Annotated in this window: 31 protein-coding genes; 18 read left to right on the forward strand and 13 right to left on the reverse strand. The window is 67.4% G+C overall.

Going from position 1 to position 24,975, the window contains the following annotated elements:
- The 5 genes from PUW82_RS14805 to nrdH all read right to left on the reverse strand — a co-directional run.
- On the reverse strand, window positions 1-205 hold a 205-nt coding region (locus tag PUW82_RS14805), incomplete at its 3' end, for a hypothetical protein (protein ID WP_274223090.1).
- A gap of 13 nt (window positions 206-218) precedes the next feature.
- Window positions 219-431 carry a hypothetical protein gene (locus tag PUW82_RS14810; protein WP_274223091.1) on the reverse strand — a complete coding sequence of 71 codons (213 nt, stop codon included), beginning with the start codon at window positions 429-431 and terminating at the stop codon, window positions 219-221.
- Between the two features lie 15 nt (window positions 432-446).
- The gene (locus tag PUW82_RS14815) at window positions 447-656 is read right to left on the reverse strand and encodes a type II toxin-antitoxin system HicA family toxin (protein WP_210007872.1); all 210 of its coding nucleotides are present in this window, start codon (window positions 654-656) and stop codon (window positions 447-449) included.
- A gap of 164 nt (window positions 657-820) precedes the next feature.
- A complete protein-coding gene (locus PUW82_RS14820) occupies window positions 821-1,447 on the reverse strand; it encodes a hypothetical protein (protein WP_274223092.1) in 627 nt (208 codons plus the stop codon).
- Window positions 1,447-1,716 (reverse strand): glutaredoxin-like protein NrdH, encoded by a 270-nt coding sequence (nrdH, locus tag PUW82_RS14825; RefSeq protein ID WP_274223093.1) that lies wholly within the window; start codon window positions 1,714-1,716, stop codon window positions 1,447-1,449. The genes PUW82_RS14820 and nrdH overlap by 1 nt, the downstream gene beginning before the upstream one ends.
- Before the next feature lie 381 nt (window positions 1,717-2,097).
- Here nrdH and PUW82_RS14830 point away from each other — a divergent pair, with 381 nt between their 5' ends.
- Window positions 2,098-3,138 (forward strand): hypothetical protein, encoded by a 1,041-nt coding sequence (locus PUW82_RS14830; RefSeq protein ID WP_274223094.1) that lies wholly within the window; start codon window positions 2,098-2,100, stop codon window positions 3,136-3,138.
- Window positions 3,139-3,231: 93 nt separating this feature from the next.
- On the opposite strand, the gene PUW82_RS14835 is transcribed toward PUW82_RS14830, so the two are convergent.
- On the reverse strand, window positions 3,232-3,561 hold the full coding sequence (locus tag PUW82_RS14835; RefSeq protein WP_274223095.1) for a hypothetical protein: 330 nt from the start codon (window positions 3,559-3,561) through the stop codon (window positions 3,232-3,234).
- Window positions 3,561-4,208, reverse strand: a complete 648-nt coding sequence (locus tag PUW82_RS14840) for a division plane positioning ATPase MipZ (protein WP_274223096.1) — start codon at window positions 4,206-4,208, stop codon at window positions 3,561-3,563. Before PUW82_RS14840 ends, PUW82_RS14835 begins: the two co-directional genes overlap by 1 nt.
- Before the next feature lie 684 nt (window positions 4,209-4,892).
- Here PUW82_RS14840 and PUW82_RS14845 point away from each other — a divergent pair.
- The gene (locus PUW82_RS14845; RefSeq protein WP_274223097.1) at window positions 4,893-5,879 is read left to right on the forward strand and encodes a replication protein RepA; all 987 of its coding nucleotides are present in this window, start codon (window positions 4,893-4,895) and stop codon (window positions 5,877-5,879) included.
- A 379-nt stretch (window positions 5,880-6,258) separates the two neighbouring features.
- On the opposite strand, the gene PUW82_RS14850 is transcribed toward PUW82_RS14845, so the two are convergent.
- Complete coding sequence (locus PUW82_RS14850; RefSeq protein ID WP_210007878.1) at window positions 6,259-6,603, reverse strand: hypothetical protein; 345 nt, start codon at window positions 6,601-6,603, stop codon at window positions 6,259-6,261.
- 348 nt (window positions 6,604-6,951) lie between these two features.
- On the opposite strand from PUW82_RS14850, the gene PUW82_RS14855 reads away from it, so the two are divergent.
- The 9 genes from PUW82_RS14855 to PUW82_RS14895 all read left to right on the forward strand — a co-directional run bounded on the left by PUW82_RS14855 (window position 6,952) and on the right by PUW82_RS14895 (window position 15,615).
- Window positions 6,952-7,512 (forward strand): hypothetical protein, encoded by a 561-nt coding sequence (locus PUW82_RS14855; protein WP_274223098.1) that lies wholly within the window; start codon window positions 6,952-6,954, stop codon window positions 7,510-7,512.
- Complete coding sequence (locus PUW82_RS14860; RefSeq protein WP_274223099.1) at window positions 7,509-7,817, forward strand: TrbC/VirB2 family protein; 309 nt, start codon at window positions 7,509-7,511, stop codon at window positions 7,815-7,817. Before PUW82_RS14855 ends, PUW82_RS14860 begins: the two co-directional genes overlap by 4 nt.
- An 11-nt stretch (window positions 7,818-7,828) precedes the next feature.
- Window positions 7,829-8,518: a DUF8175 domain-containg protein gene (locus PUW82_RS14865; RefSeq protein WP_274223100.1), complete on the forward strand. Its 690-nt coding sequence runs from the start codon at window positions 7,829-7,831 to the stop codon at window positions 8,516-8,518.
- On the forward strand, window positions 8,518-9,816 hold the full coding sequence (locus PUW82_RS14870) for a TrbL/VirB6 family protein (protein ID WP_274223101.1): 1,299 nt from the start codon (window positions 8,518-8,520) through the stop codon (window positions 9,814-9,816). Before PUW82_RS14865 ends, PUW82_RS14870 begins: the two co-directional genes overlap by 1 nt.
- On the forward strand, window positions 9,806-11,326 hold the full coding sequence (locus PUW82_RS14875; protein WP_274223102.1) for an SCO6880 family protein: 1,521 nt from the start codon (window positions 9,806-9,808) through the stop codon (window positions 11,324-11,326). Before PUW82_RS14870 ends, PUW82_RS14875 begins: the two co-directional genes overlap by 11 nt.
- Complete coding sequence (locus tag PUW82_RS14880; protein WP_274223103.1) at window positions 11,323-12,873, forward strand: putative type IV secretion/conjugal transfer ATPase; 1,551 nt, start codon at window positions 11,323-11,325, stop codon at window positions 12,871-12,873. Before PUW82_RS14875 ends, PUW82_RS14880 begins: the two co-directional genes overlap by 4 nt.
- Window positions 12,873-14,588 (forward strand): type IV secretory system conjugative DNA transfer family protein, encoded by a 1,716-nt coding sequence (locus PUW82_RS14885; RefSeq protein WP_274223104.1) that lies wholly within the window; start codon window positions 12,873-12,875, stop codon window positions 14,586-14,588. The genes PUW82_RS14880 and PUW82_RS14885 overlap by 1 nt, the downstream gene beginning before the upstream one ends.
- The gene (locus tag PUW82_RS14890) at window positions 14,578-14,940 is read left to right on the forward strand and encodes a DUF4913 domain-containing protein (protein ID WP_274223105.1); all 363 of its coding nucleotides are present in this window, start codon (window positions 14,578-14,580) and stop codon (window positions 14,938-14,940) included. The genes PUW82_RS14885 and PUW82_RS14890 overlap by 11 nt, the downstream gene beginning before the upstream one ends.
- A gap of 129 nt (window positions 14,941-15,069) precedes the next feature.
- Complete coding sequence (locus PUW82_RS14895; protein ID WP_274223106.1) at window positions 15,070-15,615, forward strand: hypothetical protein; 546 nt, start codon at window positions 15,070-15,072, stop codon at window positions 15,613-15,615.
- Between the two features lie 44 nt (window positions 15,616-15,659).
- On the opposite strand, the gene mobF is transcribed toward PUW82_RS14895, so the two are convergent.
- Window positions 15,660-19,025, reverse strand: a complete 3,366-nt coding sequence (gene mobF, locus PUW82_RS14900; protein ID WP_274223107.1) for a MobF family relaxase — start codon at window positions 19,023-19,025, stop codon at window positions 15,660-15,662.
- Window positions 19,026-19,330: 305 nt separating this feature from the next.
- Between mobF and PUW82_RS14905 the strand changes: the two genes are divergently transcribed.
- The 4 genes from PUW82_RS14905 (at window position 19,331) to PUW82_RS14920 (ending at window position 21,876) form a co-directional block, all read left to right on the forward strand.
- Window positions 19,331-19,612, forward strand: a complete 282-nt coding sequence (locus PUW82_RS14905; protein ID WP_274223108.1) for a hypothetical protein — start codon at window positions 19,331-19,333, stop codon at window positions 19,610-19,612.
- On the forward strand, window positions 19,599-20,108 hold the full coding sequence (locus PUW82_RS14910) for a hypothetical protein (protein WP_274223109.1): 510 nt from the start codon (window positions 19,599-19,601) through the stop codon (window positions 20,106-20,108). Before PUW82_RS14905 ends, PUW82_RS14910 begins: the two co-directional genes overlap by 14 nt.
- The gene (locus tag PUW82_RS14915) at window positions 20,105-21,208 is read left to right on the forward strand and encodes a hypothetical protein (protein WP_274223110.1); all 1,104 of its coding nucleotides are present in this window, start codon (window positions 20,105-20,107) and stop codon (window positions 21,206-21,208) included. The genes PUW82_RS14910 and PUW82_RS14915 overlap by 4 nt, the downstream gene beginning before the upstream one ends.
- A gap of 80 nt (window positions 21,209-21,288) precedes the next feature.
- The gene (locus tag PUW82_RS14920) at window positions 21,289-21,876 is read left to right on the forward strand and encodes a hypothetical protein (protein WP_274223111.1); all 588 of its coding nucleotides are present in this window, start codon (window positions 21,289-21,291) and stop codon (window positions 21,874-21,876) included.
- Between the two features lie 24 nt (window positions 21,877-21,900).
- Here the strand turns inward: PUW82_RS14920 and PUW82_RS14925 are convergent, their stop codons facing one another.
- The gene (locus tag PUW82_RS14925) at window positions 21,901-22,542 is read right to left on the reverse strand and encodes a recombinase family protein (RefSeq protein WP_274223112.1); all 642 of its coding nucleotides are present in this window, start codon (window positions 22,540-22,542) and stop codon (window positions 21,901-21,903) included.
- A gap of 115 nt (window positions 22,543-22,657) precedes the next feature.
- Between PUW82_RS14925 and PUW82_RS14930 the strand changes: the two genes are divergently transcribed.
- The 3 genes from PUW82_RS14930 to PUW82_RS14940 all read left to right on the forward strand — a co-directional run bounded on the left by PUW82_RS14930 (window position 22,658) and on the right by PUW82_RS14940 (window position 23,575).
- Window positions 22,658-22,903, forward strand: coding sequence for a hypothetical protein (locus PUW82_RS14930; RefSeq protein ID WP_274223113.1), 246 nt, complete (start codon window positions 22,658-22,660; stop codon window positions 22,901-22,903).
- A gap of 42 nt (window positions 22,904-22,945) precedes the next feature.
- Window positions 22,946-23,200, forward strand: coding sequence for a helix-turn-helix domain-containing protein (locus PUW82_RS14935; RefSeq protein ID WP_274223114.1), 255 nt, complete (start codon window positions 22,946-22,948; stop codon window positions 23,198-23,200).
- 93 nt (window positions 23,201-23,293) lie between these two features.
- Complete coding sequence (locus tag PUW82_RS14940; protein ID WP_274223115.1) at window positions 23,294-23,575, forward strand: hypothetical protein; 282 nt, start codon at window positions 23,294-23,296, stop codon at window positions 23,573-23,575.
- 3 nt (window positions 23,576-23,578) lie between these two features.
- Here the strand turns inward: PUW82_RS14940 and PUW82_RS14945 are convergent, their stop codons facing one another.
- The 3 genes from PUW82_RS14945 to PUW82_RS14955 all read right to left on the reverse strand — a co-directional run.
- Complete coding sequence (locus PUW82_RS14945) at window positions 23,579-24,139, reverse strand: hypothetical protein (protein WP_274223116.1); 561 nt, start codon at window positions 24,137-24,139, stop codon at window positions 23,579-23,581.
- Between the two features lie 22 nt (window positions 24,140-24,161).
- A complete protein-coding gene (locus tag PUW82_RS14950) occupies window positions 24,162-24,680 on the reverse strand; it encodes a thermonuclease family protein (protein ID WP_274223117.1) in 519 nt (172 codons plus the stop codon).
- Window positions 24,681-24,695: 15 nt separating this feature from the next.
- Window positions 24,696-24,975 (reverse strand): hypothetical protein (locus PUW82_RS14955; protein ID WP_274223118.1); only part of this gene is annotated, 280 nt, incomplete at its 5' end.

Consider the following 24,975-nt stretch of genomic DNA (forward strand, 5'->3'; position numbering starts at 1 on the left):
CCTCGACCGCCACCTGGTCGGGCTCGACGTCGAGCCAGGCGGATGCCAGATCGTTTGCGGCGCGGCGGATGCCGCGGAAGTTCGTTGCCGAGCCGGTCGCGACGATCGTTGCCCCGCTGGGGGTGCTCGATGTGAGTTCGGGAATCTCGACCGTCCACGACCCGTCCGGGTCCATGTGTGCGTGCGCCGTGAGCGTGCGGGTCATTGGCGTTTCCTTCCTAGTTCTCGGGTGCTGCTGCGTCTTCGAGCGCGACCGACTCGAATCGGCCGCGGACTCGCGTGGCCATCTTCTCGGCTCGGCGCCGGTCGCTGTAGGCGTCCGCGTTCCGCTCGTCGAGGGTCAGCGCGTAATGGGTGCGAAGGTCGGCGCCGACCTCCGTGTGGAGGTAGCCGGTTTCACCCTTGTGGGTGACGAGAATTCGCATGCTCACCGGGTCCGTCTCCTCTCAGTTCCAGCTGCTCGGGGTGTTCGTGAATGCGGTCTGCACCTGGCGGACGATGCCGGCCTTCACGATGCCGCTATGCACGGGGATGGAGAGGGTTTGGCTGCGGTCGGCGGGTTGCCAGATGTGGTGACTCCCCCGCGTGCGCGTGTTCTCCCAACCCTGCGACCGCAGGAAGCGGCTCACGTCTCGGTAGTTCTGCGGCTTCGTCATAACCATATTCTATCCCGACTTGTATTGTCTATACAACCCCGCATTGTGCTTTTCTTGACACCTAGGTGTCAACTCCGTGGCTGGGGTCATTTGGGGGCGCCCCGCGCTGGGGGTATTTAGTAGCGCCCCCGCGCTGGGGGTATTTAGTAGCGCCCCCGCGCTGGTTATGCGGCTTCGGCTTCGAACTCGTCTCCGCAGATTCCGCAGAGGATGGGGCCGGCGTCGAGGACGGCGAGGGAGGCGCGGATCTTGCGGCCGCAGCTGCACACGGCGGCTTTGCCGTTGTTGGTCTTGGCGCGCCCTCCCCCGCCGATGATCTCGGCGCGGCGGTGTGCGGTGATCGCGGCATCGAGACGGCGGATCTCGGCGGCGTAGCGGGCGGCCGTGGCGTCGGGAACGGTGGTGGTGCTCCACCCGATCGAGGGGTCGTGTTCGAGGGCGAGTCCGAAGCTCTCGGCAATCTCCTTGAACCGCTTGTTGTGGTAGCGGCCTTGCCGGCTGGTGTCCTGGATGCCGCGGGCTGCCGCAGCGGCGTGTGCGGCCTCGTGCACGAGCGTTCCGAGGGTGCCCACTCCCCCACGCGCGAGCCCTTCCCCGCCGATGAACAGCTCGTGGATGGCCGCCTCTCCGCGCACCCAACGATCGGCGGCGAAGTGACCGAGCTTCATGCCTCGGGTGCTGGTGCCGGATGCCAGGGTGACAACGACCTCGGGAACGTCGTTGTGGCGGCGCTGGATCGCGCTCCACGTCTGCTCGATGGCCTTCACGAGCGGGCTGCTGACGTTTCCCATTACTTCACCCCCGCGGCCGCGATGCGGTCGATGCAGTCGGGGCGGAACCCGCTCCAGTGGTCGTGCTCGTCGACGACGACGATCGGGGCCTGCATGTAGGTGGCGTCCAGATCCTTCACGTACTCCAGGGCGTTGTCGTCCTGGGACAGATCCACGATGGTGTAGCTGATGCCCTTGGCGTCGAGTGCTCGATAGGTCGCGTTGCACTGAACGCAGCGGGGCTTGCTGTAAACGGTGACCGTTCCGCGGGTTTCCTGCGCCTCATCCATGATTAAATTCTACCCCGCCTTGTACTCCCGGCACAACCCCGAATAGTAGTCCTTGGATCGTGTTTTCTGTGGGTCGTGAGCGCCGGGGCTGCTGGGAGTTCGGAAGGGCTGGGTATCCCCGCGTTTCCCAGGGTTCGCGTCTCGTGGCCGTCACCGCATGCAGGGTCGCTCTGGCGGGCTCGGGGCGGACGCTGCCGGAGCGGCTGGGCGCCTGCTGACGTCGTTTCCCGTTCCCCTCTCCCCTACTCCCCCGTATTCAGCCAAGAAAGCTGGCCCCCTGTGGGACGGGTCAGATATCACGGGCTATCGCGTGCTATCAACTGATAGCTGTGAGTGGTGTTGGTCATCGGCCGATCGATCCCTGGGTGCATGATTGCGGGCGTGAGTAGCGACGATTGGTGGCTGACAACGCCGCGTGAGGATCTGTATCGGTTGACACCCGAAAGCCGGTTTGTCGACAAGGGCAGGGAGGCTCTTGCTCGGGACGGGTGGCTCCTTGGGGATGAGAGGTACTTCCCGGTCGGTGTAACGCTGCTGCGCTCGTATTTGGCTGGCCTGGTCAAGCCGAGTGTCGCGGACTTGATGGAGAAGGTGGAGAAGTTTGCCGCGCGGCCGCGGCCAGACTTCCCCGACCCGTCGGACCCTGCGCTGCAGCCGGGTTCCCGGGCGCGGTTGGTCGAGCCAGAACGGCTCTGGGTGGACCCGGCGCGCGTGTTCAACAGCTTCGCGGGGATTGAGTCATTCCACCGGGATCAGGGCGACTGGTCCCGGAACTTTGATCCGCAGAACCGCACATTTCGGAAGGAACCCGTGCGGGGGCAAGCTGAGTTCGCGGCTCGGATCGCCGCAGAGCGGGGGTCTCCGGCGGGGCTCGTGGAACTGCTGGGACCTTCCGGGCGCCAGCCTTTGCTGTACCTGCAGGGCTGGCAGACGCCGCTGGGCGCGGTGTTTCGGGTGCACATGAACGGGAACCATCGCTTGGGCGCTTTTGCGGTGCTGGGAGTGCCTTGTGTGCTGGCCGAGGTGACTTGGATGCACGGCCCGTTCGACACGTCGTCGGGAACGAACGAGGTTGAGGACGAGCTTCGCGCCTCGTACCGGACGGTGCTGCACGTTTTCGGCATTGCCTCCTACTCAGACCCTGCAAGCTTGGGTGCCAACCACACGGGTGTCGTCAGCGAATGGCCGATCCTGATCGATACACCGGAGCGGGGCGTGGCGTCGCTGGCCGCTATGGAGGCAGTCGCGGGACGGCAGGCCGAAACAGTTGGGCGGCTCGGTCGTGCGGCGTTTGACGACCCGGAGAACCTGGAACGTCTGGGGGGCCAGGTGAGGGCGGCGTTGGACGAGATCGCGGCCGGCGGCGGGCAGCCTGTTCCGCCGCAGCGTAGTGGATGGCTCGATCGGCTTCGCGGTCGCTGACCAGCCACGCCCTCCCGACAGAGAGACAGGGGCCGACCCCACACGGGCCGACCCCTTCACGTGATAGCAGCAGATATCAGGTGATAGCGGGTGCTAGCGATCGTTCATCTGCGCAAGTCCGAGGCGCAGCGCCTCGATGATGACTGTTTGGACGGTGTATCGCTCGCGGCGGTGGTAGTCGTAGATCTCGTCTCGTACGTCCTCGTAGCCTTCCCAGCGGACGAGGGTGCTCTTCGGGCCGTCTCCCCCGCTGGGCTCGGCGGCGGGGGTCGGCTTCGCCGCCTTCTTGGCCGGCGCGGGGGCCGGCTCGGTGGCCGGCTCGGTGGCCTCTGGTTCGGGGCGTGCCTCGGCTGCAGCGCCGAACGCGGCGATGGCGTCTTGGTCTGCGGCGGGTGCGTTCTTCTTGTTGCGGACGATCGCCATTACGCCATCACCTCCTGAACGAGCTTGCGGAGCTCGCTCTTCGCTGCGCCCTGCGACGCGCTCTTGGAGGGCATTTCGAGGACGCCGCGACCGTCTGCGACGGAGTCACGGAAGATCTTGCGGTAGGCGATGACGGATTCAAGGGCGGTGAGTTCGGGGAACTCGCGCACGTACTCGCTGACGTCCTCGGTCTCGGTCTCGCCGTTGTAGGTGGGTACCTGGCTGAACAGGGCGCGTGCGACCAGCTTGGGGTTGAAGTTCTTCGCGGCGGTGATGACGTCGGAGAATTCCTCGAGCGTTTCGGCGTCGAACTGGCTGGCGCGGAGGACGACGATCAGCTGATCGGCGATCGTCATCGCGGTGCGCATTTCTTCGTTGTCGTCGCCGGCGACGTCGACCAGGACGTGATCGAAGTTCTCGGAGAGGTCTCCGATCGCGGCGTGCAGGTTGCCGCGCTTCTCGACGAGGGTCATGCGGGGCTCGTGGCCGGCCTCGATCCGGCGGGCGTGCCACTTCGCCAACGTCCGCTGCTTGTCAGCGTCGATGAACAACACTCGTGCGCCCTCGGCTGCCAGCGCGACGCCGAGGTTCAGCGCCACGGTGCTCTTGCCGGGACCGCCTTTGGTGCCTCCGAACAGAATGATCATCAGTCCTCCATTGCTATCAGGTGATATCCAACGCTAGCGGGTGCTATCAGATGATATCAAGTGCTATCGGCTGTGACGGGTGATCTCGTCTGTGAGCCCGCCTGCGAAGGCGCTTGTTTCCCGGAGCGCAGCGGAGGGAAAGAAGCGGCAACCCTCGATGATGGAGCGAGGGCTCACGGTCCTGCCGACGTGCTCTCAGCGTGGGTGCGGGGCGAGTTGTCCCCAATTCCACAGCGAAACGGTCACTGATTACAGGTAAGACCTACAGGAAGAACTATTACTGGCAGACCCGACTTCGCCCTACTCCCGACAGGGATCGCGGGGGTGTGGGCGTCACCAAAGTACCGTGTAAGGCGTCACAGAAGTACCGTGGACAGATCTGCGCGTCACCAAAGTACCGTGCGTTTTGCCGCGTGATTCCGCGGTTCTTCGGCCGAGCGTCACCAAAGTACCGCGCGTCACCAAAGTACCGTGGAGAACTTCTCGTGACCCGAGTTCTGCACAGCCTGCCGGCTACGGCGGGTGCGTCCCGGGGGAGCGGGACGCTCGTGTAGTGTGCGAACCAATGTGTGGCCCTGAAATGGCGCCAGCCCCGAGCGCGGGAACGCTCAGGGCTGACTTCCCGGGCCCGTCAGAAGAGCCAAATCGATGAAGACTGCACCTACTTCTGAGAGGGGCTGGGCGATGTCCAGTGTAGAGAAGAAGACCACCCGCCAGACGGCTTCGCCGCTGCTGCCCACGATCCCCTCGGATCGTCTCGCGCAAGCCGACTACGCCCTCGCAATCGGCGAGGACGAGGCGAATGACGCCGGCTATCTCGGGTTCACCGGTCGCGTGTTCACGCAGACCTGCCTGCCCTATCGCGACCCGATGGTCGCCGACCCGCATCTGCGGGCCTGGGAGCGCCGCAACGGCTCGATGAACCTCGCTGTGGAGCCCGCCCGCGTCGTGGATCCGGAGACGGGCGTAGCGGCGTACAAGATGCCCTTCGGCAAGTACCCGCGCCTGATCCTGCCGTGGCTCACAACCCAGATCGTCCGCCGGCAGAGCGACCGTGAAGCGGACGGCCGGCTGCAACTTGAATTCTCGGCATCGCTGCCGAAGTTCTTGCAAGACCTCGGGCAAGCCTGGGGTGGCCGGCAGGGCAAGCTGGTGATGGACCAGGTGCCGCGACTGTTTGGCGCGCGGATCTCGGTCACGGAGACGGCCCAGGCTGGCGGCGGCCGCGGCGTGCGGACGAGCGAATACACGATCGCCCGCGGGTACCAGCTGTGGTGGGACGCGGCGGGGGACATGGCCGCTGATGGGCTGTGGGGCAACTCGGTGGTGCTGTCGGCCGAGTTCGTCCAAGACATTCTCGACACCCCGATTCCCGTCGACCTCCGCTCGGTCGCGCTGATGTCCAAGCACGGCCCGATGGCGATGGATATCCTCGCCTGGCTGAACTACCGGCTCCCAAGTGCCAAGCGCCCGAGCCTCATCACCTGGGCGCAGCTGCACGCGCAGTTCGGCGCGCAGTATGCGCAGGTGCGGCAGTTCAAGGCGGCGTTCGTCGCAAAGCTGCCGGCGGTGCACTCTGTGTACCGGGATGCCCGCTTCGACGTGGAGGACGAAGGGCTGCGGATCTTCCCGTCTCCGCCGGCGGTGCAGCGAGCCCCACTCAAAGCGTGATAGCACGAGATAGCGCCCGATATCAGTCGATATCGGGCGCTATCTCTTTCACGCTAAGCAGCCGCTCGTCACGTAGTCCGAATGAATGAAACCGGGGGACCGGGGCCGTGCGCGGGCGTCGCCCAAGTGGACGCCGACGGAGCGGCGCAGTGCCTTTTACGGCGTTGCACTCCGCTCCGGGCTCCGTTCAGGCGTCGCGATTCCGCTGGAATCGCTCGGCGTCGACAACCCTGGCGTGTCGGACAAGCCGCCACGCCCGGAACGTCGACGCGACCTGCACTGCACCCTCCACTGCGTGCAAGGCGGCAGATATCAGCCGATGGCGAGCCATCGACTGACGTCGAAAGCAGAGAAAGGGTGGTCCGAGGTGGGAGAGAGATCAGTCACCGAGGTTGGCGAAGTGAGCCATGAGGGCGGCGACGTCATCGTGCAGCCGCTTGCGGTCGATCGTGTACATGATGGGCGCGCCGCGGCGCCCGCCCTCGTCGCTGGCCACGAGGTAGCCGAAGCGCTGCAGGTCGTTGGTGATAACGCTCGTGCTCCCGAACGGGATCGACGTGCCGGCCGCGAGTTGCTGGCGGCTTGCGGTGCGGTGGGCCGAGAAGAACAGCAAGGCCTCTACGCGGTTGTTCGACCCGAGCGCGTCGAGCACGTTGCGGACGCGCTCAGGCATCTCGGAGGAGAACTCGTGGCGGGAGGGCACCGCCCCATTGTGCCAACTCATCCGCGCCGCCTCTCGGTTGCAATGCCCCGAAAGCGGGACTACATTCGTGGTAAGTGCTAATCAAGCTAGCAGATACGAAGATTCCATTCAGGGTTTGTCCCCCATTTGGGGGACAAATGAAGGATCGGAGGGCTCATGTCAGACACATATCGTCTACTTGTTGCGAAGAATCTGGGCGGGCACGAGCCGGAAAAACGCAGACGACGCGGGGGAGCGCAGCAGCATGGGGAAGTCGGGATGATGCGATCAGGAGAAGGACGATCGCGGTCCGCGGATGAGAGCGCCGTCGTTGCTGCGATGCACGCGCAAGCGTGGCGGTTCGCTGGCGCCGACTACACGCAAGGCTCAGTGCCGCAGCTGCTCGCCTACGCGATGGAGTACGTGCGGACCCCGGCGCCGTGGGAGATCTCGCTCGAACACACAACTTCGGGCCGGACGCTGTTCCGGGTGAACGCTGACGGGTCGGTGCGCGCTTACCTGCGAAGCGGCGCGCAAGAGATCTGGCCCGCGGGGACCATCCCGGCCCGCCGGCTGCCGATGATCGGCGCCCATCAGGGGGCCGGCGTGAGCGTGTGGGCGCAGCTGCTCGGGGGAGTGGAGGTGTCCGACGTCGACGACGACCACGGCCCCGCCCTGATCGTGGTCCGCTCCACCCTCGCCGGAGTCGAGGCCGCTAAGCGGTACTCGGCCAAAGCCGGCGCAATCCTGCTCGTCGCCGACGCAGCGGGGAAGCTGCCGCCCGAGGTGCGGCGCGCAGTCCGAGTTCTACAGGGGGCGGCACCCGTCGTCCCTGTGCCCTGGCTCCCCGCACTGCGGGGCATGATCTCCGTCCCGGAGAACGCAGCCATCAAGAAGGCCGCGGCAAAAGTTGCTGCGGTTGTCCGCGAACAATGGAGGGAAACCCCGTGAACCTGGTTCTTGACGTCGCCACGACCGCGACGCACATCGTCCCGATGGCGCCCTACTGCCTGCCCGGAGAAGCGCAGAACGCGCTGGACACGGCCCGATTCTGGGTGCAGATCATCGCCGTCGCTCTCGCGGTTATCGCGCTGATCCTGGTGGGTATCGGGATGTTCTTCCAGCACAACCGCGGCGACGGCGGACAAATTCTCTCGCGCCTCGGCTGGTGGATCGCCGGCATGGTCGCCATCGCGGCGGCGTCGGGCATCGTCTCGATCTTCCTGCAGGTCCCCACCGACTGCATCCAGCGATAGGGAGCTCGACGGTGAAGAAGAACGCATGGATCGGGCTGGTGGTTGCCATCGTGGCAGTCGCCAGCCTCATCGCGGCCGTCCTCCTCCTCACCGCGCCGCGCGGTGGCGACGACGCGGGCGGGGTGCCGTCCGCGTCACCGACGGCTGCCGGAGGCGTCGCCGGCGGGTACTGCCAAGCCGGCGAATCGGACGAGGTGAATCCGCCGGCCGATCTCGCGTGGGAAGCCGCGCGAGGGTTCACCTGGCCGGTGTCGTCATCGGCCGGCCCGACGAAGGAGCGTGACGGATATCCGGCGTGCTTCGAGCGCTCGCCTGCGGGTGCGGGACTGTTCGCGGCCACGTTCTACTCCGAGGCGATGGTCGGATCGGGCGCTCCCGTGGGCTCGCTGGACTTCTACACGGCGGAATCGCCGGGCAAGAGCGAAGTTCTGCGTACGGCGCCGGCCTCAAATGAGGGCGCGACCGAAAGCTGGGCGTCTGCAGGGATGACGTTCGCTGGTTACCGCATCGATGAGTACACCGTGGATCGCGTTTCTCTTTACGTGGTGGTCACGACGTCGCGCAACGCGACTGGGTACGTCGGGTTTCCGATGACGGTCGTGTGGGAGGACGACGACTGGAAGATGCGGCCAAAGGACGATGGAAGCTCGGGCAGCCCGGTCGACATCACGTCTGATGACTTCGTTAGGTGGGTCGAGTAATGGCTGAGTGCTCGGGTGCGGGAGATTTCATCTTCAACGGTGGGGAGTGCGTGCCGCAGGCGATCGGCGGGCTGGTGGGCTCGCAGATGGAGAAGTTCACTCAGGAGCTTTTCAAGGGCGCGAACGATCTGTGGAACGGGTTCTTCACGTCGTGGATCCAGTCGCCCCCGGAGGCTGTGATCGGTGGCGCGACGTCGGAGTGGTTCGCCGCGGTGGCGGGGCCGATTCAGGCGGTGCTTCTCGCGATCGGTCTCATGGTCGCGGGTATCCGGACGATGCTGATGGCGCGCGGCGAGCCCGCTGCAGACGCGGCGAAGAGGCTGCTGCGCGCGATCCTGGTAACGGTGGGAGGAACGTTCTTCCTGCAGGTCATGTTGAACGGGTCGAACGTGTTGTCTCGCTGGATTCTGGAGACTGCGAGCGGCGGCAGTACCCCCAACCTGGTGGGTGATGTTGCGACGTTCGGCGGCAACATCGCTATGGCGATGATCTTCGGCGTTTTCGGGCTGATCGTGGTCGGCATCCAGTGGCTGATTATGATTCTGCGGGCCGTGGCGCTGACGGTGCTCGTGCCGTTCTGGCCGGTCGCGGCGTCGGGCGCGATGTTCGAGCGGCACGAGAAGATGTTCACCCAGACGACTGGGTGGCTGATCGCATTCCTGCTGTACTCGCCGCTGGCTGCGGCGTTGTACGGCATGTCGATTGTGCTGCGGCAGGGGGCCGATGGCCTGGCGGGAGTGATGATCGGTATGGCGATCTTCCTGCTGGCGTTGTTCGCGCTGCCGGCGCTGGTGAAGCTGGTGATGCCGGCGGCTGCGGCGCTGGGAAGCGCGAGCGCCGGATCGATGATGATGCGCGCTGGTGGCGCGATGATGACCGCGGGTGTCGCCGCTGGGGCTGTCGTGGCCACGGGCGGCGCCGCTGCGCCCGTCGTGGCCGGCGGTGGTGCCGCGGCTGCTGCCGGCGGTGGAGCGGCTGCAGGCGGCGGAGCGGTGGCCGCGGGTGGCGGCACGGCTGCAGCTGGCGGCGCAGCGGGAAGCGCGAGCGCGGCCGGCGGCGGCGCGTCCGGTGCGGGTACGGCTGGGGCTGCTGGGGGCGGCGCTGCGGCGCCGACCGGCGCGAGCGGCCCGAGCACTGCCGGCGGTGCCGGCGGATCGGCTGTGGGCGGTTGGGATGCCGCATCGGGCAGTGGTGGCGGGTCTGGTTCTGGCCGTGGCTGGGATGCGGCGCGTGACGTAGCGAGGGCGCTGCCTCAGGGCAGTACGACGACTGTGGAGGACACTTTCAATGAGCACTGAGCAGATCACTCCGACCGAGCGAACCCGGTTCGGGAACTGGATACCGGTGCGTAAAGCGACCATCGGCGGGCTGACCGTGGTGGGCTGGGGCATCCTGCTGCTGGGGTTGATCCTGATGGTGATGTTCTTCACGCGCGGAGCGTTTGGGGTCGGGCTCATCGTGTTCGGCGCCGCGCTGCTGTTCGAGCTGGTGTTTGTCCTGCGGTTCGGGGGAGACGCGACGGGGGAGACGATCGCCTCCCGCCTGTCGACCGCGCTGTCGGGAGTGCGACGTGTGGACCGGGGCGAAGCCCGGTTCAACTCGGGCCTGTTCTCGAACCTGCCGGCGGACAACCTCACCGGCCTGCCGGGGCTGCTGGGGAACCTGCGGGAGGTCGACGGTACGGATGGCCGTGGTGACCCGTTCACGCTCCTGTACGACCCGAACGTGGAGACGGTGACGGCGGTGTTTGCGTGCAACCCCGAGGGCACCGACCTGCAGCAGCGGGCGAAGATCGATCAGGACATCGCCTGGTACGGCAACGTCATCGCGTCGCTGTCGCGGGACACTGCGATCGCGGGAGCGGTGACGATCGTTGATTCGGCGCTGCGGTCCTCGGAACCGCTGGTGCAGAAGATCGCCTCCGACATTGACCCGCAAGCGCCCGCGGTGGCGCGGCAGGCGATGATGGAGGCCGCGCAGCGGCTCCCGGAACGCTACGCCGAACTGTCGACCTGGGTCACTATCTCCTGGTCGGTCCCGGCCCTCGCTGGGGGCATCGAGGATGCGGTGGCCGAGGTCGCGTCCAAGCTGCCGTACCACGTCGACGCGCTGCGCGACGCGGGCGGCGGCGCGGTTGTGACGGCCACGAGCGGGATGATCGCCGACGCGGTGCGGGTGGCGTACAGCCCTGAGCGGTCGACGGAGATCGCGAGCGATGAGCTTCGCGGCCACCACAACGCTCTGCGAGTGACCGAGGCGGGCCCCGATTACTTTGACGACTCCAACCGGCGGGTGTGCCTCCACGATGAGGTGGCGTCGATGACGGCTCTGGTGCTGGCGCCGCCGCGCCTGCACATCACGGAAGATACCCTCGCCCCGCTGTTCCGCCCGTCCGAGCGGTTCCTCCGGAAGCGCGTCACCACGTTCTACCGCCCGGTGTCAGCGGCGAAGAGCACGGCTCTGGTCGAGCAGATGGGGGCGACGGCATCGACGGTAGCCACAGCGAAAGCGCGGCGGACAGAGCGCGACAACCGCGTGGTGCAGCACGCCGCGAAGCTCGAACAGGAAGTGACCTCTGGCGCCGCGATCACGCGGTTCGGAATGGCGGTGACGGTGACGTTCGAGCCCGACACCCGGTCGTACCGGGAGGCGACGTTGAAGCTGAAGTCGCTACTCGAGGCGTCCTCGCTGACGTACCGGTTCTGCGAGCACGACGCCGGCCCGGCGTTCCACACGACGTTGCCGCTGGGAATCCTCCCGTGGCTCTACGAGACGCAGATCGAGAAAGTGATGGGGAAGGTCGCATGAGCCGTCAAGCAGCCTGGATGCGCGCGCGGCCGCGCACCCTAGCCCGGATGGGTTTTATCGGTGCAGGCGGGGGACGGTGGAACCGGGTGCCGAAAGCCCCGCTGTGGTACTCGTCGTCGGTGCAGGCATGCGGGATCTACCCGTTCGTGACCGGCACCGCCCGCCCGGTCTCGGGGGTTCCCCTCGGTCGTGACCTACTGACGGGAACGGCCGTGGCGATGGATCACCACTCGCTGTACATGGAGGGCGTGATCTCGTCGCCGTCGATGTTCATGTTCGGGATCAACGGCGTGGGCAAAAGCTCGACGGCGCAGACGATCCAACTGGGGATGATGGCCCGCGGCATGGTGCCGGCGGTGTTCAACCCCTTGAAGAAGGGCGAGCACACGCCGCTTGTCGAGCAGGCAGGCGGGAAGGTGTTCGAGTTCGGGCCCACTGCGCGGCACCAACTGAACCTGTTGTCTCGCGGCCCGCTGGGGCGAGCGGCGGACATCATCGGTGGTCAGGCCGGCGAGGAAGTGAACCGCCTGGCGACGTGGAAGGTCGTCCAGCAGGCACAGGCAGCGCTGCGGGTCAGCCGCGGCGTGCCGCTCGACGACATCGACGACGCGGTAATCGAGGCGATGGTGACGGACATTCTCGCCCGCAACCGCCGGCCGGTCACCAGCGACCTGTCGGCGCTGTTCTATGAGCCCTCGGCGCGGGTTCTCGCCGTGTCCGGGTTCGAGGACGCAAAGTCGTTCCGCGCCCGGTTCGCGCGGCTGGGGGAGTCGCTGCGCGCGATGCTCGGCGGCGACCTGGGCCGGCTGCTGGGCGGCACGGAGTCGATCGAGATCGACCCGGGCAACCGCGGCGGGTTCTGCTTCGACACGTCCTCGATCCCCGCGACGGCGACCAAGCTGCTGTCGACGGCCATGCTGATGTCCTGGTCGATGGGCATGGATGCGATCGATGCTCACTGGGAGCTCGCGCAGCATGAAGAGCGGATCGCGGCCGAGGCCGCCGACGCGGGGGAGATCTACACTCCCGCGGTGACTTGGACCGGCTTCACGACGCTGATGGATGAGTTCTGGTATCCGATGCGGTCGACGCCCGGGATCGTCGACCGGGTGGACGCTCTGTCGCGGTCCAACCGGTCTGTGGGAACGGCAGAAATGAAGATCACGCACTCTCCGAAGGACATGCTCTCGCTCCGCGATGAAGAGGACCGCATGAAGGCCCGCGGCCTCGCCGAGCGCTCGGGCGTGCTCGCGCTGCTCGCACTGACCGGCGAGGATCTCCAAGCCCTCGGCGAGGTGAAGCCGCTGACGGCAGAAGAGATCCGCCTGGTGTCTGGTTTCAACGCCGCCAAGACCTGGCGCAGCCGCCCGATGGCCGATGGCCGGCAGGCGGCGCCTCCGGGGGCAGGAAAGGTGCTGTTCAAGGTCGAGGGCCGGCCGGGTGTGCCGGTTCAGATGGTGCAGACGCCTACGCAGAAGGGCCTGCACATCACCGATGAGCGGTTCCGAAAGCAGAGCGAGACGATCAGGACGAGGCGGGCCGGCTGATGTCCGCCGTTACCCGGAACACAGGTGCCGGCGCTGGCGCCGCTGTTGCTGCCCTGATCGCCCTGTTCGCGGCGATCGGGGCAGGGTCGGTGTGGACGATCGCGCGGTGGATGAGCACGGGGCGGGTGGAGTTCGTTAACCCCGTTGCCGGCGTGATGGGCCGCGAGCCGTGGACGGCCACTCACACGGCCGCGGCGATTGCGGTCGCCGTGGCCGTCCTGGCGGTCATCGTCGTCGCCGTGGTGGTCGCGGTGCGCAAGTCCCGCGACCGTTCGCCGGCCGACCGTGCGGCCCCGTACATGGGCAAGGGGCGCTCGATCGCGCCGCTGCTGCCCGGGGCGCTGGCCAAGAAGCACAAGCGGATGGGCCTGGACGTTCGCCGGTTCCGTGGCGTCCTGGTCGGGTACGCGGTGATCGGCGCGACGGCGCTGCGCGCCTCCTATGAGGACACCATCACCGTCATTGCCGGCCCGCGCCGCAACAAGTCGGTGTCTATCGTCATCCCGGCGATCGTCGAGGCCCCCGGGTCGCTCCTGGTGACGGGCAACAAGCCCGATCTGATGGTCACCGCCGGGCACCGGGCCACGATGGGCCGGGTGTCGCTGTTCGATCCCCAGGGCCTCGCTGCAGCGCACACCGACAACCGGTGCTGGTGGAACCCTCTGGCGACCGTCCGCACGATCGAGGACGCCGCTGTACTCGCCGACGTGTTCGCTGCAGCGTCGTACGACGCCGAGAAGAAGGACGACTTCTTCGCCAAGAGCGGCCGCGACCTGGTGGCCAACTACCTGTTCGCGGCCGCGGTGAACGGCAACTACCTGCCGGTGGTGTTCGACTGGCTGAGCCGCCCCGACAACCCGATGCCCGCACGGGTGCTGCAGGAGCGGTACCCGGCGATGGCCGATGACATCGAGTCGACGCAGGCGCTCGTCGAGGAGACGCGCTCGGGCGTGTACGGCTTCGCTCAGGGTGTGATGCGGTTCCTGGCCTCGGAGTCGCTGCGCGCCTGTGTGACGCCGACAGCCGGCCTCACGGAGTTCAAGCCCGAAGAGTTCTCCGCGGCGCCGTCAGACACGCTGTACCTGCTCAGCGAGGAAGGGCCGGCGTCCGCCGGCCCTCTCGTGGCCGCACTCACCCGCGCAGTCCTCACGGCGGCCGAGAACGACGCCAAGCGTGAGCCCTCCGGGCGCCGCCCGGTGCCGTTCATGGCCGTGCTCGACGAGGCCGGCAACATCTGTCGTATCCCCGACCTGCCGGCCAAGTACACCCACTACGGCTCGCGGGGCATCGTCGTGACGACGATCCTGCAGAGCCAGGAGCAGGGCGAGCAAGTGTGGAGCCCGCGCGGGTTCGCGCAGCTGTGGGGCGCGTCGACGATCCAGGTTTTCGGTGGCGGTAACGCCTCCAACGGCTTCCTGCGCGACCTCTCCGAGCGGATCGGTGACTACGAGTACACCGAGACGACCACGAACCATCAGAACGGTCAGCGGAACGTGAACCGGACCCGATCCTCGGATCGGATCATGTCGATTGCCGACCTCGCGTCGCTGTCCCTGGGCCGCATGGTGGTGCTCGCTTCGGGATGCCGGCCGGTGCTGGTGAAGTCGGTTCCTTGGTTCAAGGACAAGCAGATGCGACGTCTGATCAACGGCGGCAACCAAGCCCCCGTACAGGTGCACCGCACCGCAACGACAGGAGTCGAAGTTGAACGCTGACGATCTGCCCCTGACCGAGCCGAGCGCCGAACTGATCGCGTTCGTCGACGGCACGCTGCTGGACTTCCTCGCACCCGCGGGGAGCGCAGACACTCGTTGGTGCCCGCAGTGGGCCGAGCACCCCGACGCCGTGCACCGCCTGACCGCAATCCGCGACGAATGGAACCTGATGCTGGCGGCGGCGGAGGACGGCGCCCTACCGGCGCTGCACACGTTTCTCCGCGACGTCCTGGACTATCACCTGCCTCTGCTGGTCGACCAGCAGCGGGGCGCTTTCCGAGAGTGCGGGTACGGGCACAAGCCCCGCCAGCGCCTCGACGTGAGCAGAGAGACACGAGGGGGCTCCGCATAGAAGCCCTTGCAACAGCCCCGGCGCTTTCGCGCCGGGGCTGTTCTCGTGCGACGTTCCGGCGCGTGCCGCGCCACACGCAATCGGGCCACAACCCGGCACGAGTGATGGCCGGCGCCCTACGGTGTGTGCATGGAACCCGGACCGCTGCAGATCGTTGCCGACGTCGCCCTGCCCAGCGCAGCGATCATCATCTCAACCGTGGTCGCAGTCGGCCTCGCGAGGTCGGAACGCAAAGCAGCTGCTGCCGCTCGAACTGAGGATCGCGTCAACGAGGCGTTTGCCCGCGCCCTCGCCGCACTCGCCACCCTCAACACCATCAACCTCCGCGCCGAGCCCCTCGCAGAACCCATGCGGGAACTGCGAGTTGCGCTGACGCTTCTGGTGGCCGCAGCGCCGAATGAAGACGAACAGCTGGCGCAATGGTTTGACGCCGAGATCGTTGCAGGAGGTGCGGAAACCGCACGTTCCATGCGACTGCTCGCCCTCGCCCCGACGGACCCTCAGACCGACGCAGACGTGAACCAGATCGTCGCAGCCGGCGCGCCGACCAACCTCTGGGCGCGAGACTTCGCGAACAACCTTCGCCTCTGGAAGCGGAAGGGAACCACGAAGGCCGAGCTCGCAGATCTCATAGCGAGCGCGAAGCATCGTCTGGGGAACGGCGGATCCGACTGACAGTAGCCCCGGTGCAACAGCACCGGGGCTACTCGTTCTAGCGGTCAGAGTCGGGGCCTGCGCTGGCGGTTCTGGACCGCCGCGGTTGCGGTCTGTGTACGTTGCTGTCGCGACGTGCTCTGCTGGCGTCGACGGTACGCAGCGTCCTTCGCGGCCTCCTGCTCGGGAGTGCCGCGCGTGGGCCGGGTGGGCGCGTTCGTCGGTGCCGGATCGGCCTTCAATGCGGCCGCGCGATCGCGCGTCTCTTCCTCGCGTCGACGAGCCCGGTCCACGGTCTCGTTTGCCCCTGGCCGGGTCGCGGAGCGCGCCCAGCCGTCGACGAGCTCGCGCGGCGGCGTGGGGGTGGGAGCGGCCTGGTGGCGGTCGGTGAAGGAACGTACAGCGGCGTCGTGGTCCTGCTGCGCTGCGCGACGTCGGAACGGGCCCGCTTCTTCGGCCGCGGTCGCGGTCTGCTGCACCTGGTCGTAGTCGCGGCGCCACGTCGACTCGCCAGCGTCGACAGCTGCTCTCTCGGCCGCGCGCTCGGCTTCCTCGCGCGCCGACGTCGCGGCAGCTGCGGCGTTCTCGGCCGCGCGGACGGTCTGGCGGTACTCGTCGGGGTTCTCGCCCGGGTGCCGGCGCTCCCACGCGGCACGAGTCGCCTCGAAGTCGCGCAGCTGCACGGCGAACAAACGTTCCTCGGCCGCGATGCGTTCCTCCGTGATGGAACGCCCCTGCGGCTCGTCGATCGTGGCCACGCTCGCCTCCTCTGCCGGCAACTGCACGTTCTCGTCGGCGCCGCCCTGCGGGAGCACGATCCCGTCGAGGTCGCGGCGGATCGCCTCGCGCGCTGCTTCCACGCCGCGATCGCCCGACTGCCGGCCCATCGCGTCGACGAATACGCCCCGCGCCTCGTCGAGATCGGCCGCGACGATGTGCAGCGAGTTGTTCTCGCGGCCGCGCGTGGCGGCCACGTACAACGCCTGCGCCGACGACGACTCAGTGACCACCCCGTGGGCGTAGGCGACCGTCGCGCCCTGCACGCCGTACTCGGTGGTCGCGTACGCAAGGTGCGTGTGCTCCTGCACGTATTCGGCCGGGAGGCGGACGCTGTTCGCGCCGTTCTTCACGGTGACCGAGGCGTCGGGGTGCACCCGGGCGACGTCCCAGACGTCGCGGTTAGCGACGCCCAGGTCGCGGTCGTTGCGGCGGGTCATCAACTTGTCGCCGGGGCGGATGCTGAGTCCGTCCATGCCGGCAACCTCGGTACCCGGGGTCCGGGTGTGACCGGCCCGTGCACGAGCGTCCTGCACTATCGCGTTGATCTCCGTCGCGGCCTCGTTGGAGGGCACCGCGACCGCGATCGTCGCGCCGGCCTCAGCCTTGGCCACGACGTCGGCGCCGATCGCTGCAACCACTTCCTGGTCGCTGCCGTGCAGGACGATGTGCCCAGCTGCGGCCAGCTGGTCGAAGGTCTCGCCCGGGTCGACGCGATCGCGCATGCGGAGGCTGATCGCGGCGTACTCGGGCTGACGGAACCGGTGCACCTCGGACATGTCGAGGGGTCGCGGGTGCGCGGCCACGGCCATGTCGAGGACGCCGCCTCGGCCGACTGCCGGCAGCTGCGCGCGGTCGCCGATGAGGCCGACACCGGCGCCCGTTTCGTCGGCGATCGTCGTCACCGCGTACGCGAGATCCTGGTCGATCATTCCCGCCTCGTCGATGACGATACGAGTGTCCTGGTCGACCACGAACTCGGCGCTGGGGCCTTCGAAAATGGCGCCGGTCGCCGGGTCTACGTCACCGATCGCGAGCCGCGACCAGGCGCCGGCATCGGTCCAGCGGAAGCCGTACTCGTGAGCGAGCTTGTGGGCGCTGGATGCCGCGGCGCCCGTGGAGGACGCCGCCTCGGCTGCAGCGCGGAGCGTGGGCGCCACGATCAACAGACGGTAGTCGTCGGCGGCGGCAAGCTCGCGCGCGGCGCCGAGCATCGTCGTCTTTCCCGAGCCGGCCGCGCCCTCGATCACGACCAGCGGCGCACGGCTAGCGATCGCGCGGGCGGCGTCGCTCTGCTGCGTGTTCAGCGTGCCGATCGTCTCGCCCGGGAACACCAGCCCCGATTCCATGCCGCGCGTCGTGAAGCGGTCGCGTAGCGTCCGCTCGACGTGCAGCACCCGGTCGCTGGTGATGTTGCGGACCCACTGCGGAATCTGACCGGAGATCTCCACTTCCAGCGTCGGCAGCTGGCGCGCGATCTGCTGTGCAGCGTCTCGGACGAACGTGTTGATCGACTCCGCGTCCGACTCGATGTTGCGTGCCGCGACGGCCAGACCGACGTGCCCTTCAAGGTCCGCGATCGACCACGCGGAACCGCGCGCCTCGGCGGCGGTAAGCACCTCCGCGGTTAGCTCGTCCGCGGTAAGCGAGCCCACTGTGACGCGCTCTGCTGGCGCGGTCGGTGCGAACCCGTCGACCTGCAGACCGGCGTCCTTCATCTCCTGCAACCACACCGTCTCGGAGGCCATGTTGGCGTTCGCCTTCTGCGGCCGATCGAGCGCCCATGCCTGCTGATCCCAGCGGAGCCGCAGCGCGCGGTCAGGCTCCTGGCCGGGGTGCGCAGCGCGCCACTCAGCCTCGAACCTGGCCGCGTGACGGTTGATCTGATCGGCCCGCTTGGAGAGGACACGCGCGTGCTCTTCAAGGTTCGTCACCTTGCCGGTCGCGGCATCGAACGTGAGGCCCACGCGCGCCAGCGCATCCCGCAACTCAGCGTGCGAGTTGATCGCAGCCTCACCGACGCCGCGTAGCGCCGCCTGCTGCCGCAACGTCGCCGCGGTGTGCAGCCCGCGCCACTGGCCCTCGGCGAAAACGCGCGTGTTCCACTGCACATGCACGTGCCGATGCGGGTCGCCCGCGCGCGAGGTGCGGTGCACCACCGCGACCTGTTCCAGCCGCTCGACGGGAACGAACCGCTGCGAGCCTCGCGCACCGACACGGGTAACGGAGTTCTGCGCCATGTACCCGCCCATCGCCTCGACGGCCTGCGCCTGAGCGGCGTCGAGCGCGGCGGACACTTCCGGGAACATCGCGGCGGCAACAGACAGGGACTTGTCGCAGTTGACCGTCATTTCAACGAACCGAGGGGAGGACGGCCGAACGACGACATCGCCGTCCTTCGTCAGCCGCACCTCATCACGCGGGTTGCCGCGCTTGCTGAGCGTGAGGGGGTCTTGCCAGTCGACCCACGCCTGATAGGCGTCCCCGTCCAGCGTCGACCGGTCGAAGACCTGGCCGCTGCTGTCCAGGGCCGTCCACTCGGCAACCGCGGCGCCGTGTTCGAGGTAGTAGTCGTCGGCGTGCGAGTGATCCGATTCGAGGTAGGCGCGCGCAGCGCTGCCAATCCCTCGATAAAAGATCAGTCCGCCGCGCATAGCGCCAGCGTACTATGGGCGGAGCCCGTAGCATACGTGCATCTGATGAAAGCTCTTCGAGCACTAGCGAGTATAGAGCTGCAATCAGATCTCGTGAGCTGCTGTCACGGAGTCTTGGTCTTACGGACTTGGCACACCATCTGTTGTCGCTAGATGCTCTTCTGAGGTTGGTTTCTCGATCGCTTGGCAGCCCTTGGTCTTGGTGCTCGATCTCTCGCCGGATATGCGTCCCGAGGTGCACGAATCGTCCCGCAAAAATGGCAGGTGCTACTTCAATCAGAAGAACGTAGGCTGACGGTATGACTATGAATATTCGCGACTCTGTACTGGCTCAGGTGGAAGAGAAGATCGCCGCGGGCGAATCTCTCTCGGGTGCGATTCAGGCCGAGGCTGACGCTCACGCCGCGCTGCAGGAAGCGACCGCAGCCGTCGCACGCGCACGCACCAACGCCCTGCGCACGGGCTGGACCGAAGCCGAGTTGAAGAAGCTTGGTTTGGTTCCCAACACGACCACCGCCCGGTCACGCAAGGCGCGCGGCTCGAAGGCCGCAACTGCTCCCGCGGTGCAGAACGATGACCACTCGTAAGACGTACGCCGCGGCCCTCGTCGGCGGCGGCCTTCTGGTCGCGGGGATGCTGTCGGGTTGTGCCCCGGCGGCGTCGCCCAGTGAGTCGCCCACGCGATCCGCCCCCGAGCCGTCTGCGTCGTCGACAGCGAGCCCGACGCCGAGCGAAGCGCTCGGGGATCACGAGCACGAGCCCGACCCCGCAGCGCCCGACGCGGCCGTGGCAATCGCCGTCGAGGCCGTCACGGCTTACTGCAGGCCGGGTGTTGCGAAAGCGCAGTGGATGGACGAACTGTCCCCGCTGCTGACCCCCGCAGCGGTCACCGCCTACGACACGGTGGACCCGGCGACGGTTCCGTGCACGGCGTACACCGGGGGCGCCTCGATCGCGTCCGGCGATGGTGTCTTCACGTTCCTCGTCAGCGTGCCCACCGACGCCGGAACGTACACCGCGTACGTCACCCGCCCTGACCACGCGGACCCCTGGCAGGTCGACAGAATGGCGCCCCCCGAATGAAGCGAAGCGGCCTCCTAGCCGGCGCAATCATCCTGCCCGTCGCGCTGATCCTCGGACTCGTCATCGCGCTGACCTCGGACGGGAACGAGCCGGCCAACGCCTGCACCCCCTCGGCCGGCCCGGTCAACGCGGCCGCGATTCCCGCCGACGCCTCGGTGTCGGGCTATGGCCGCGACCAACTCGTGAACGCCGCCGCGATCATCAACGCGGCCGCGCAGCTGAACCTGCCCCCGGCGGCACAGTCGCTCGGGGTGCAGGCAGCGCTCGGTGAGTCCTCGCTGGTGAACATCAACTACGGCGACAACGCCGTGAACCCTGACGGCTCGATCGCCGACTCCATCGGTCTGTTCCAGCAACAAAGCTCATGGGGAACCGTCGAAGAACGGATGGACCCCACGACATCAGCAACGCGCTTCTTCGAGCGCCTGGCCGCGGTGCAGGGGTGGGAAGCGTTGGAGCCGTCCATCGCCATCAACCGCGTGCAGATCAACTCTGACCCCTTCCACTATGTGAAGTGGCGCCCCGCCGCGATCGCGATCACGGCCTACCTCGGATCGCTCTCTGGCGGTGGCTCCGTGCCCGCCGGCTGCAGCGTGTCCGGCGACGCCGCGGAACTCGCCCAGGGGCTCGCCGCCGCGCTCGACGACGGCACCCTGACGATCCAGGAACCGCGCTATGAAAAGCAGGTCCGGGACATGGCCGCGGGAACCGCAGCCGAGGGCTGCCTGATCGATCTTCCGGTGCTGCAGCTGATCACCCTCGCGCTCCAACGCTTCGAATCTGTCGGCCTGTCGGACCTCAACCGACGATGCGCCGGGAGCAACCTCGGCACCAACGCGCACTGGATCAACGGCGGCGGCAACGCCGTGGACTTCATCAGCCTCGGCGGTCAGCCCGTCACCGGGAACACACCCGAGACGTTCGCTCTGCTCGACCTGCTCGCGGGTGTCGCACCCAAGGGCACGCGCGTGGGGCAGAACAACTGCCGCAGCGCGTCGGCCGCGCTCGCGTGGCCCACGCTCGTGCAGTTCTGGGACACCTGCCACCACCAGCACATCGACTTCCTGTACACCAGCGGCACGCTCAACGTCGCCCCGTAGGCCCCTCCCCCGCAACCTCCGCGCACCCTCGGGTGCCGACCGGTCGCATACGTCGCCGGTAGACCCAGTACGTTTCGTCCATGGCTCCCGATCCCAACAGACCATTGCAGTCGTTCAGCGCGGACGGGGAGGACGTAATCCTTTCGCTAGCTGTGTCCTGGGCCGGAGCCGTGCGGGAGCAGCTGCACAACGTTCGACACCGCGTCGCGATCTACAACAACTTCGACGAGCTATACGAGCGCAACGATGGCGACGTGACCATGGATCAGCTTGCCGCTTCCTGGCAGGCAGCGTGGACCGCCGAAGCTCTCCTCGTCATCAGCGCCGACAACCTAGAGCGGTGGATCAAGAGGCTGTACACCGACCGCGGCCGCGAGCCGCGCGCACCTCATCCGCAGCTACGCGCTCTTCGCAATGCGGTCGAGCACATGGACGAATCGGAGTTTGACGACGACTGGATCGCGCGGCCCGGAAGGCGTCAAGAACGCGGGCTTGGGGCTCTCCCCGAGGCGAGCTTGCCGATCTCAACCGGCGACCGGACGATGGTGTTCGGGCTGATCCCCCACGACGAACTCGCGAGCATCGTGACTGGGCTGATCGGCGAGCTTGATCGTGAGATCGCCGACTACGCACAGGACATGATCGCGTTCTATCGCGAGGACAGGTGAGCAGTCCTAAGCGCCGGGCTTCATTCACTGCTGCAACGCACGTCGGACACTCGTGGCACCAACGCCGAGCACGCGGCCGATGCTCTCCCAGCTGTGGTGTTCGGCGCGCAGCTGCCGAGCCGTCGCGATGCGCTCCGGGGTCATCACGCTCGGGCGGCCACCGACCCGCCCCTGCTCACGCGCGTAGTCGAGGCCGCGTTGGGTGTTGTCCCGGATCGTGTCCACGCGCAGCTGCGCGAACACGGCCACGATCCCAAACAGCGCCCGTCCCATCGGCGACGTCGTGTCGATCATCGGCTCCGTGAGACTCACGATGTTGACCTGGCGGGCGTCGAGATCCTGCAGTGTCTCGATCAGGATGCGCTCACTGCCGGCGAGCCGATCGAGCCGGCGCACCTTCAAGGTGTCCCCCGGTCGTAGGTAGTCGAGGCAGGCGCGCCACTCGGGCCGGTCTGTGACCCGGCTCGATTCGCCGTGGTCGACGAACACGCGGCTGCAGCCGGCGGCGCGTAGCTCGGCCGCCTGGGCGTCCGGGTTCTGCTCGCGCTTCGACACTCGCGCATAGCCCACTTCGTGCGTCATGCCGAAAACGCTACTGCCGAGGTTCCGGCGTGAATCGGTTTCGGCAGGGGGTTTCGGCGGATGGATCGTCGGCGTGTCGTGCACCTGGTCGTCGACGTCGACGAGCCCGCCGGAAACGATCGTTTCTGGCTGGCCAACTCGAAGCTGCTCAGCAGTACTGGGCCGTCGTCAGTACGCCGCTCGCTGCTATGGTTCCCGCATGTCGCAGAAGCCGTGGTCGGTCGCGAGCCTCGCGGGCCCGCAGTTCGGACTGATCATCGGCCTGACCTGCGGGGCCGGCATTCTGACTGTGATCTACATCGCTGTTGCGGTCGCTGATGAAGCGCGGGTGGTGAACATCGTCGTCGCTACGGGCTGGGGGCTCATCACGGTTTCCCACGCGGTGTTACTCGTGCGCGCTTTGCGATACCGACGGCGCAACCGCGACCGCCGCAATCCGGCTTGACCTGTGACGGCGGACGACTCGGCAGCGTTCTACGATGTGGGCGTGCCCGCAGACGACTCTGATCAGCCCGCCGTGTCGAGCCTCGATGCCCTCTTCGCGGGCCTGAAGGCGACTCTGGACGCGGGCGAGGTGGCCGACCTACTCGGGATGACCAAGCCGGGTGTCTACAAGTGGCTCAAGGACGGCGTGATCCCCGGCTACAAGATCGGGTCAACCTGGTTCATCCTGCGCGACGATCTACGCGAGACACTCGCAGCCGGCGCGAACGCCCGAGCCGCTTCCCTTCGGCCCGAGTAGAACAGATGTTCTAACGCGGTTACCCTGGTCCCGAGAGGGGCAGGTGTGGCCGTGGGGACAAACAAGCGGTACGCGGCCGCGGTTGATAGGCGCATGGATCAGAAGATCCTGGAACGCATCGCGCGGGACGCCGGCCCCCTACAGTCTCTTTCGCGTGAAGAGATCGGCCTGGACACCGAGCCGGTGACGATCGACCCGAAACCCAAGCCCGTCCGCGCGTGGGTGCGGTTCGGCGCAACCCCGGTATGGGTCGATGGGCAGGCGTGCCGGTGGACGGCGGACGCCGTGGCGATCCGGTTCCTCGTCGGAGAGGTAGAGCACCGGACGTGGGTGTGGGCCTCAGCGGTAACCCCCACCGCGGCCGCGCCGCGGTGACGGTCAGGATCGGTCAGCGAGCCGCTGCCGTGCGGATTCGATCTGCCGGCCGAGATCTTCGAGGTTCTTGATCCCCACGGTGGAGTGGTCGTGGACAGCCGAGAACTGTGCCCCAGTGACGTCGCCATCGGCGTTCACGCGCAGCTGCCCCTGGATCGTGAGGGCGCCGATGTCTGCGCGCAGCTGGGGAGCCGTGCTGTTGCCGCCGGGGGATATGGGCATGACCGACATTCCCTGAGCGCGGAACACGAGTGCGCCGAGCTCCTTGGGGTCGAACCGCCAGTGAAGCTCTGCCAGGAGAGGTGAGTCCTTGGGGATCTCGAACGTCTCCGCGAAGTGCTGGGTGAGCGCCGGCCGCGTGGCGTCGAGGTAGCTCGATACCCACTCGGAGCGCAGATCGTCTTGTTCCTGCTTGCGTCGCTGCTCTTCGGCCTGAGCGGCGCGGCGCTCTTCGGCCGCTGCGGACGTGGCCAGGTTCTCGAGGCTGCTGTGATCGAGACCGGCGATGAACCGGGCTCGTCGCTCACTCTTGCTTGCCGCGATCCCGTCGAAGTTTTCGGTCATCGTTCCTCCATCTGTCCGGGGTTCACTTGCACGCGGACCATAGGCCCGCCCCTGCAGCTGCAGCCGCCTCCTGAGCGGCTTTGTAGGCGTCCTGGCCGCCGTAGGGCTCGTCGTAGGTGTACTCGTACCCCATGCCCGCGGCGATCGCTTCCTTAGCGATGCTGCGGTCGTCGACGAGCACATGCCGCAGTAGCCGCCCGTACCTGTCGACGTCATCTTGGCTGGTGTCGGGGTAGATCGTCACGGTGCGGCCGTACAGGGCCGCGTTGACGTACTCGCGCGCTTCCTGGGCGTAGCACTCGTCAGCGGCGCCGTCGCGGCCGATCTCGGGGGTGTCTATCCCGATGATCCGCACCCGCTCAGTTCCGCCGGCTGCCCAGATCTCGATGGTGTCGCCATCGATGACGGCGGTGACCTCAGCGCTGTGGCCCATCACGACGTCGCCGCTTGACGGCGCGGGCTCGGCCGCGGGGGTGCATCCGGCGAGAACGATCGTGAGGACGGGGGCGGCGATGATGCGTTTCCGGGGGGTGTTCGGCATCGTCTCGTCCCGCCCTCAGCTGGCGAGTTGCTGCACTCGCTGGTAGCTCACGCCGATGACGGCCGCTGCGGCTTCGAGGGGGTATCCCTGTTCCCGGAGCGCGTGTGCGGCCTCTCGGCGCAGCTGCGCCCCGCGCGCCCGGGCAGCGTTGCCCTCTTCCTCGGCTTTGTCGCTGGCGCGCACGAGTTCCACGATCTCATCGGGTGCCGCGACGGTGACCTCGACCGCCACCTGGTCGGGCTCGACGTCGAGCCAGGCGGATGCCAGATCGTTTGCGGCGCGGCGGATGCCGCGG

Origin of the sequence: Microbacterium thalli (assembly GCF_028737325.1) — a bacterium.
GTDB lineage: Bacteria > Actinomycetota > Actinomycetes > Actinomycetales > Microbacteriaceae > Microbacterium > Microbacterium thalli.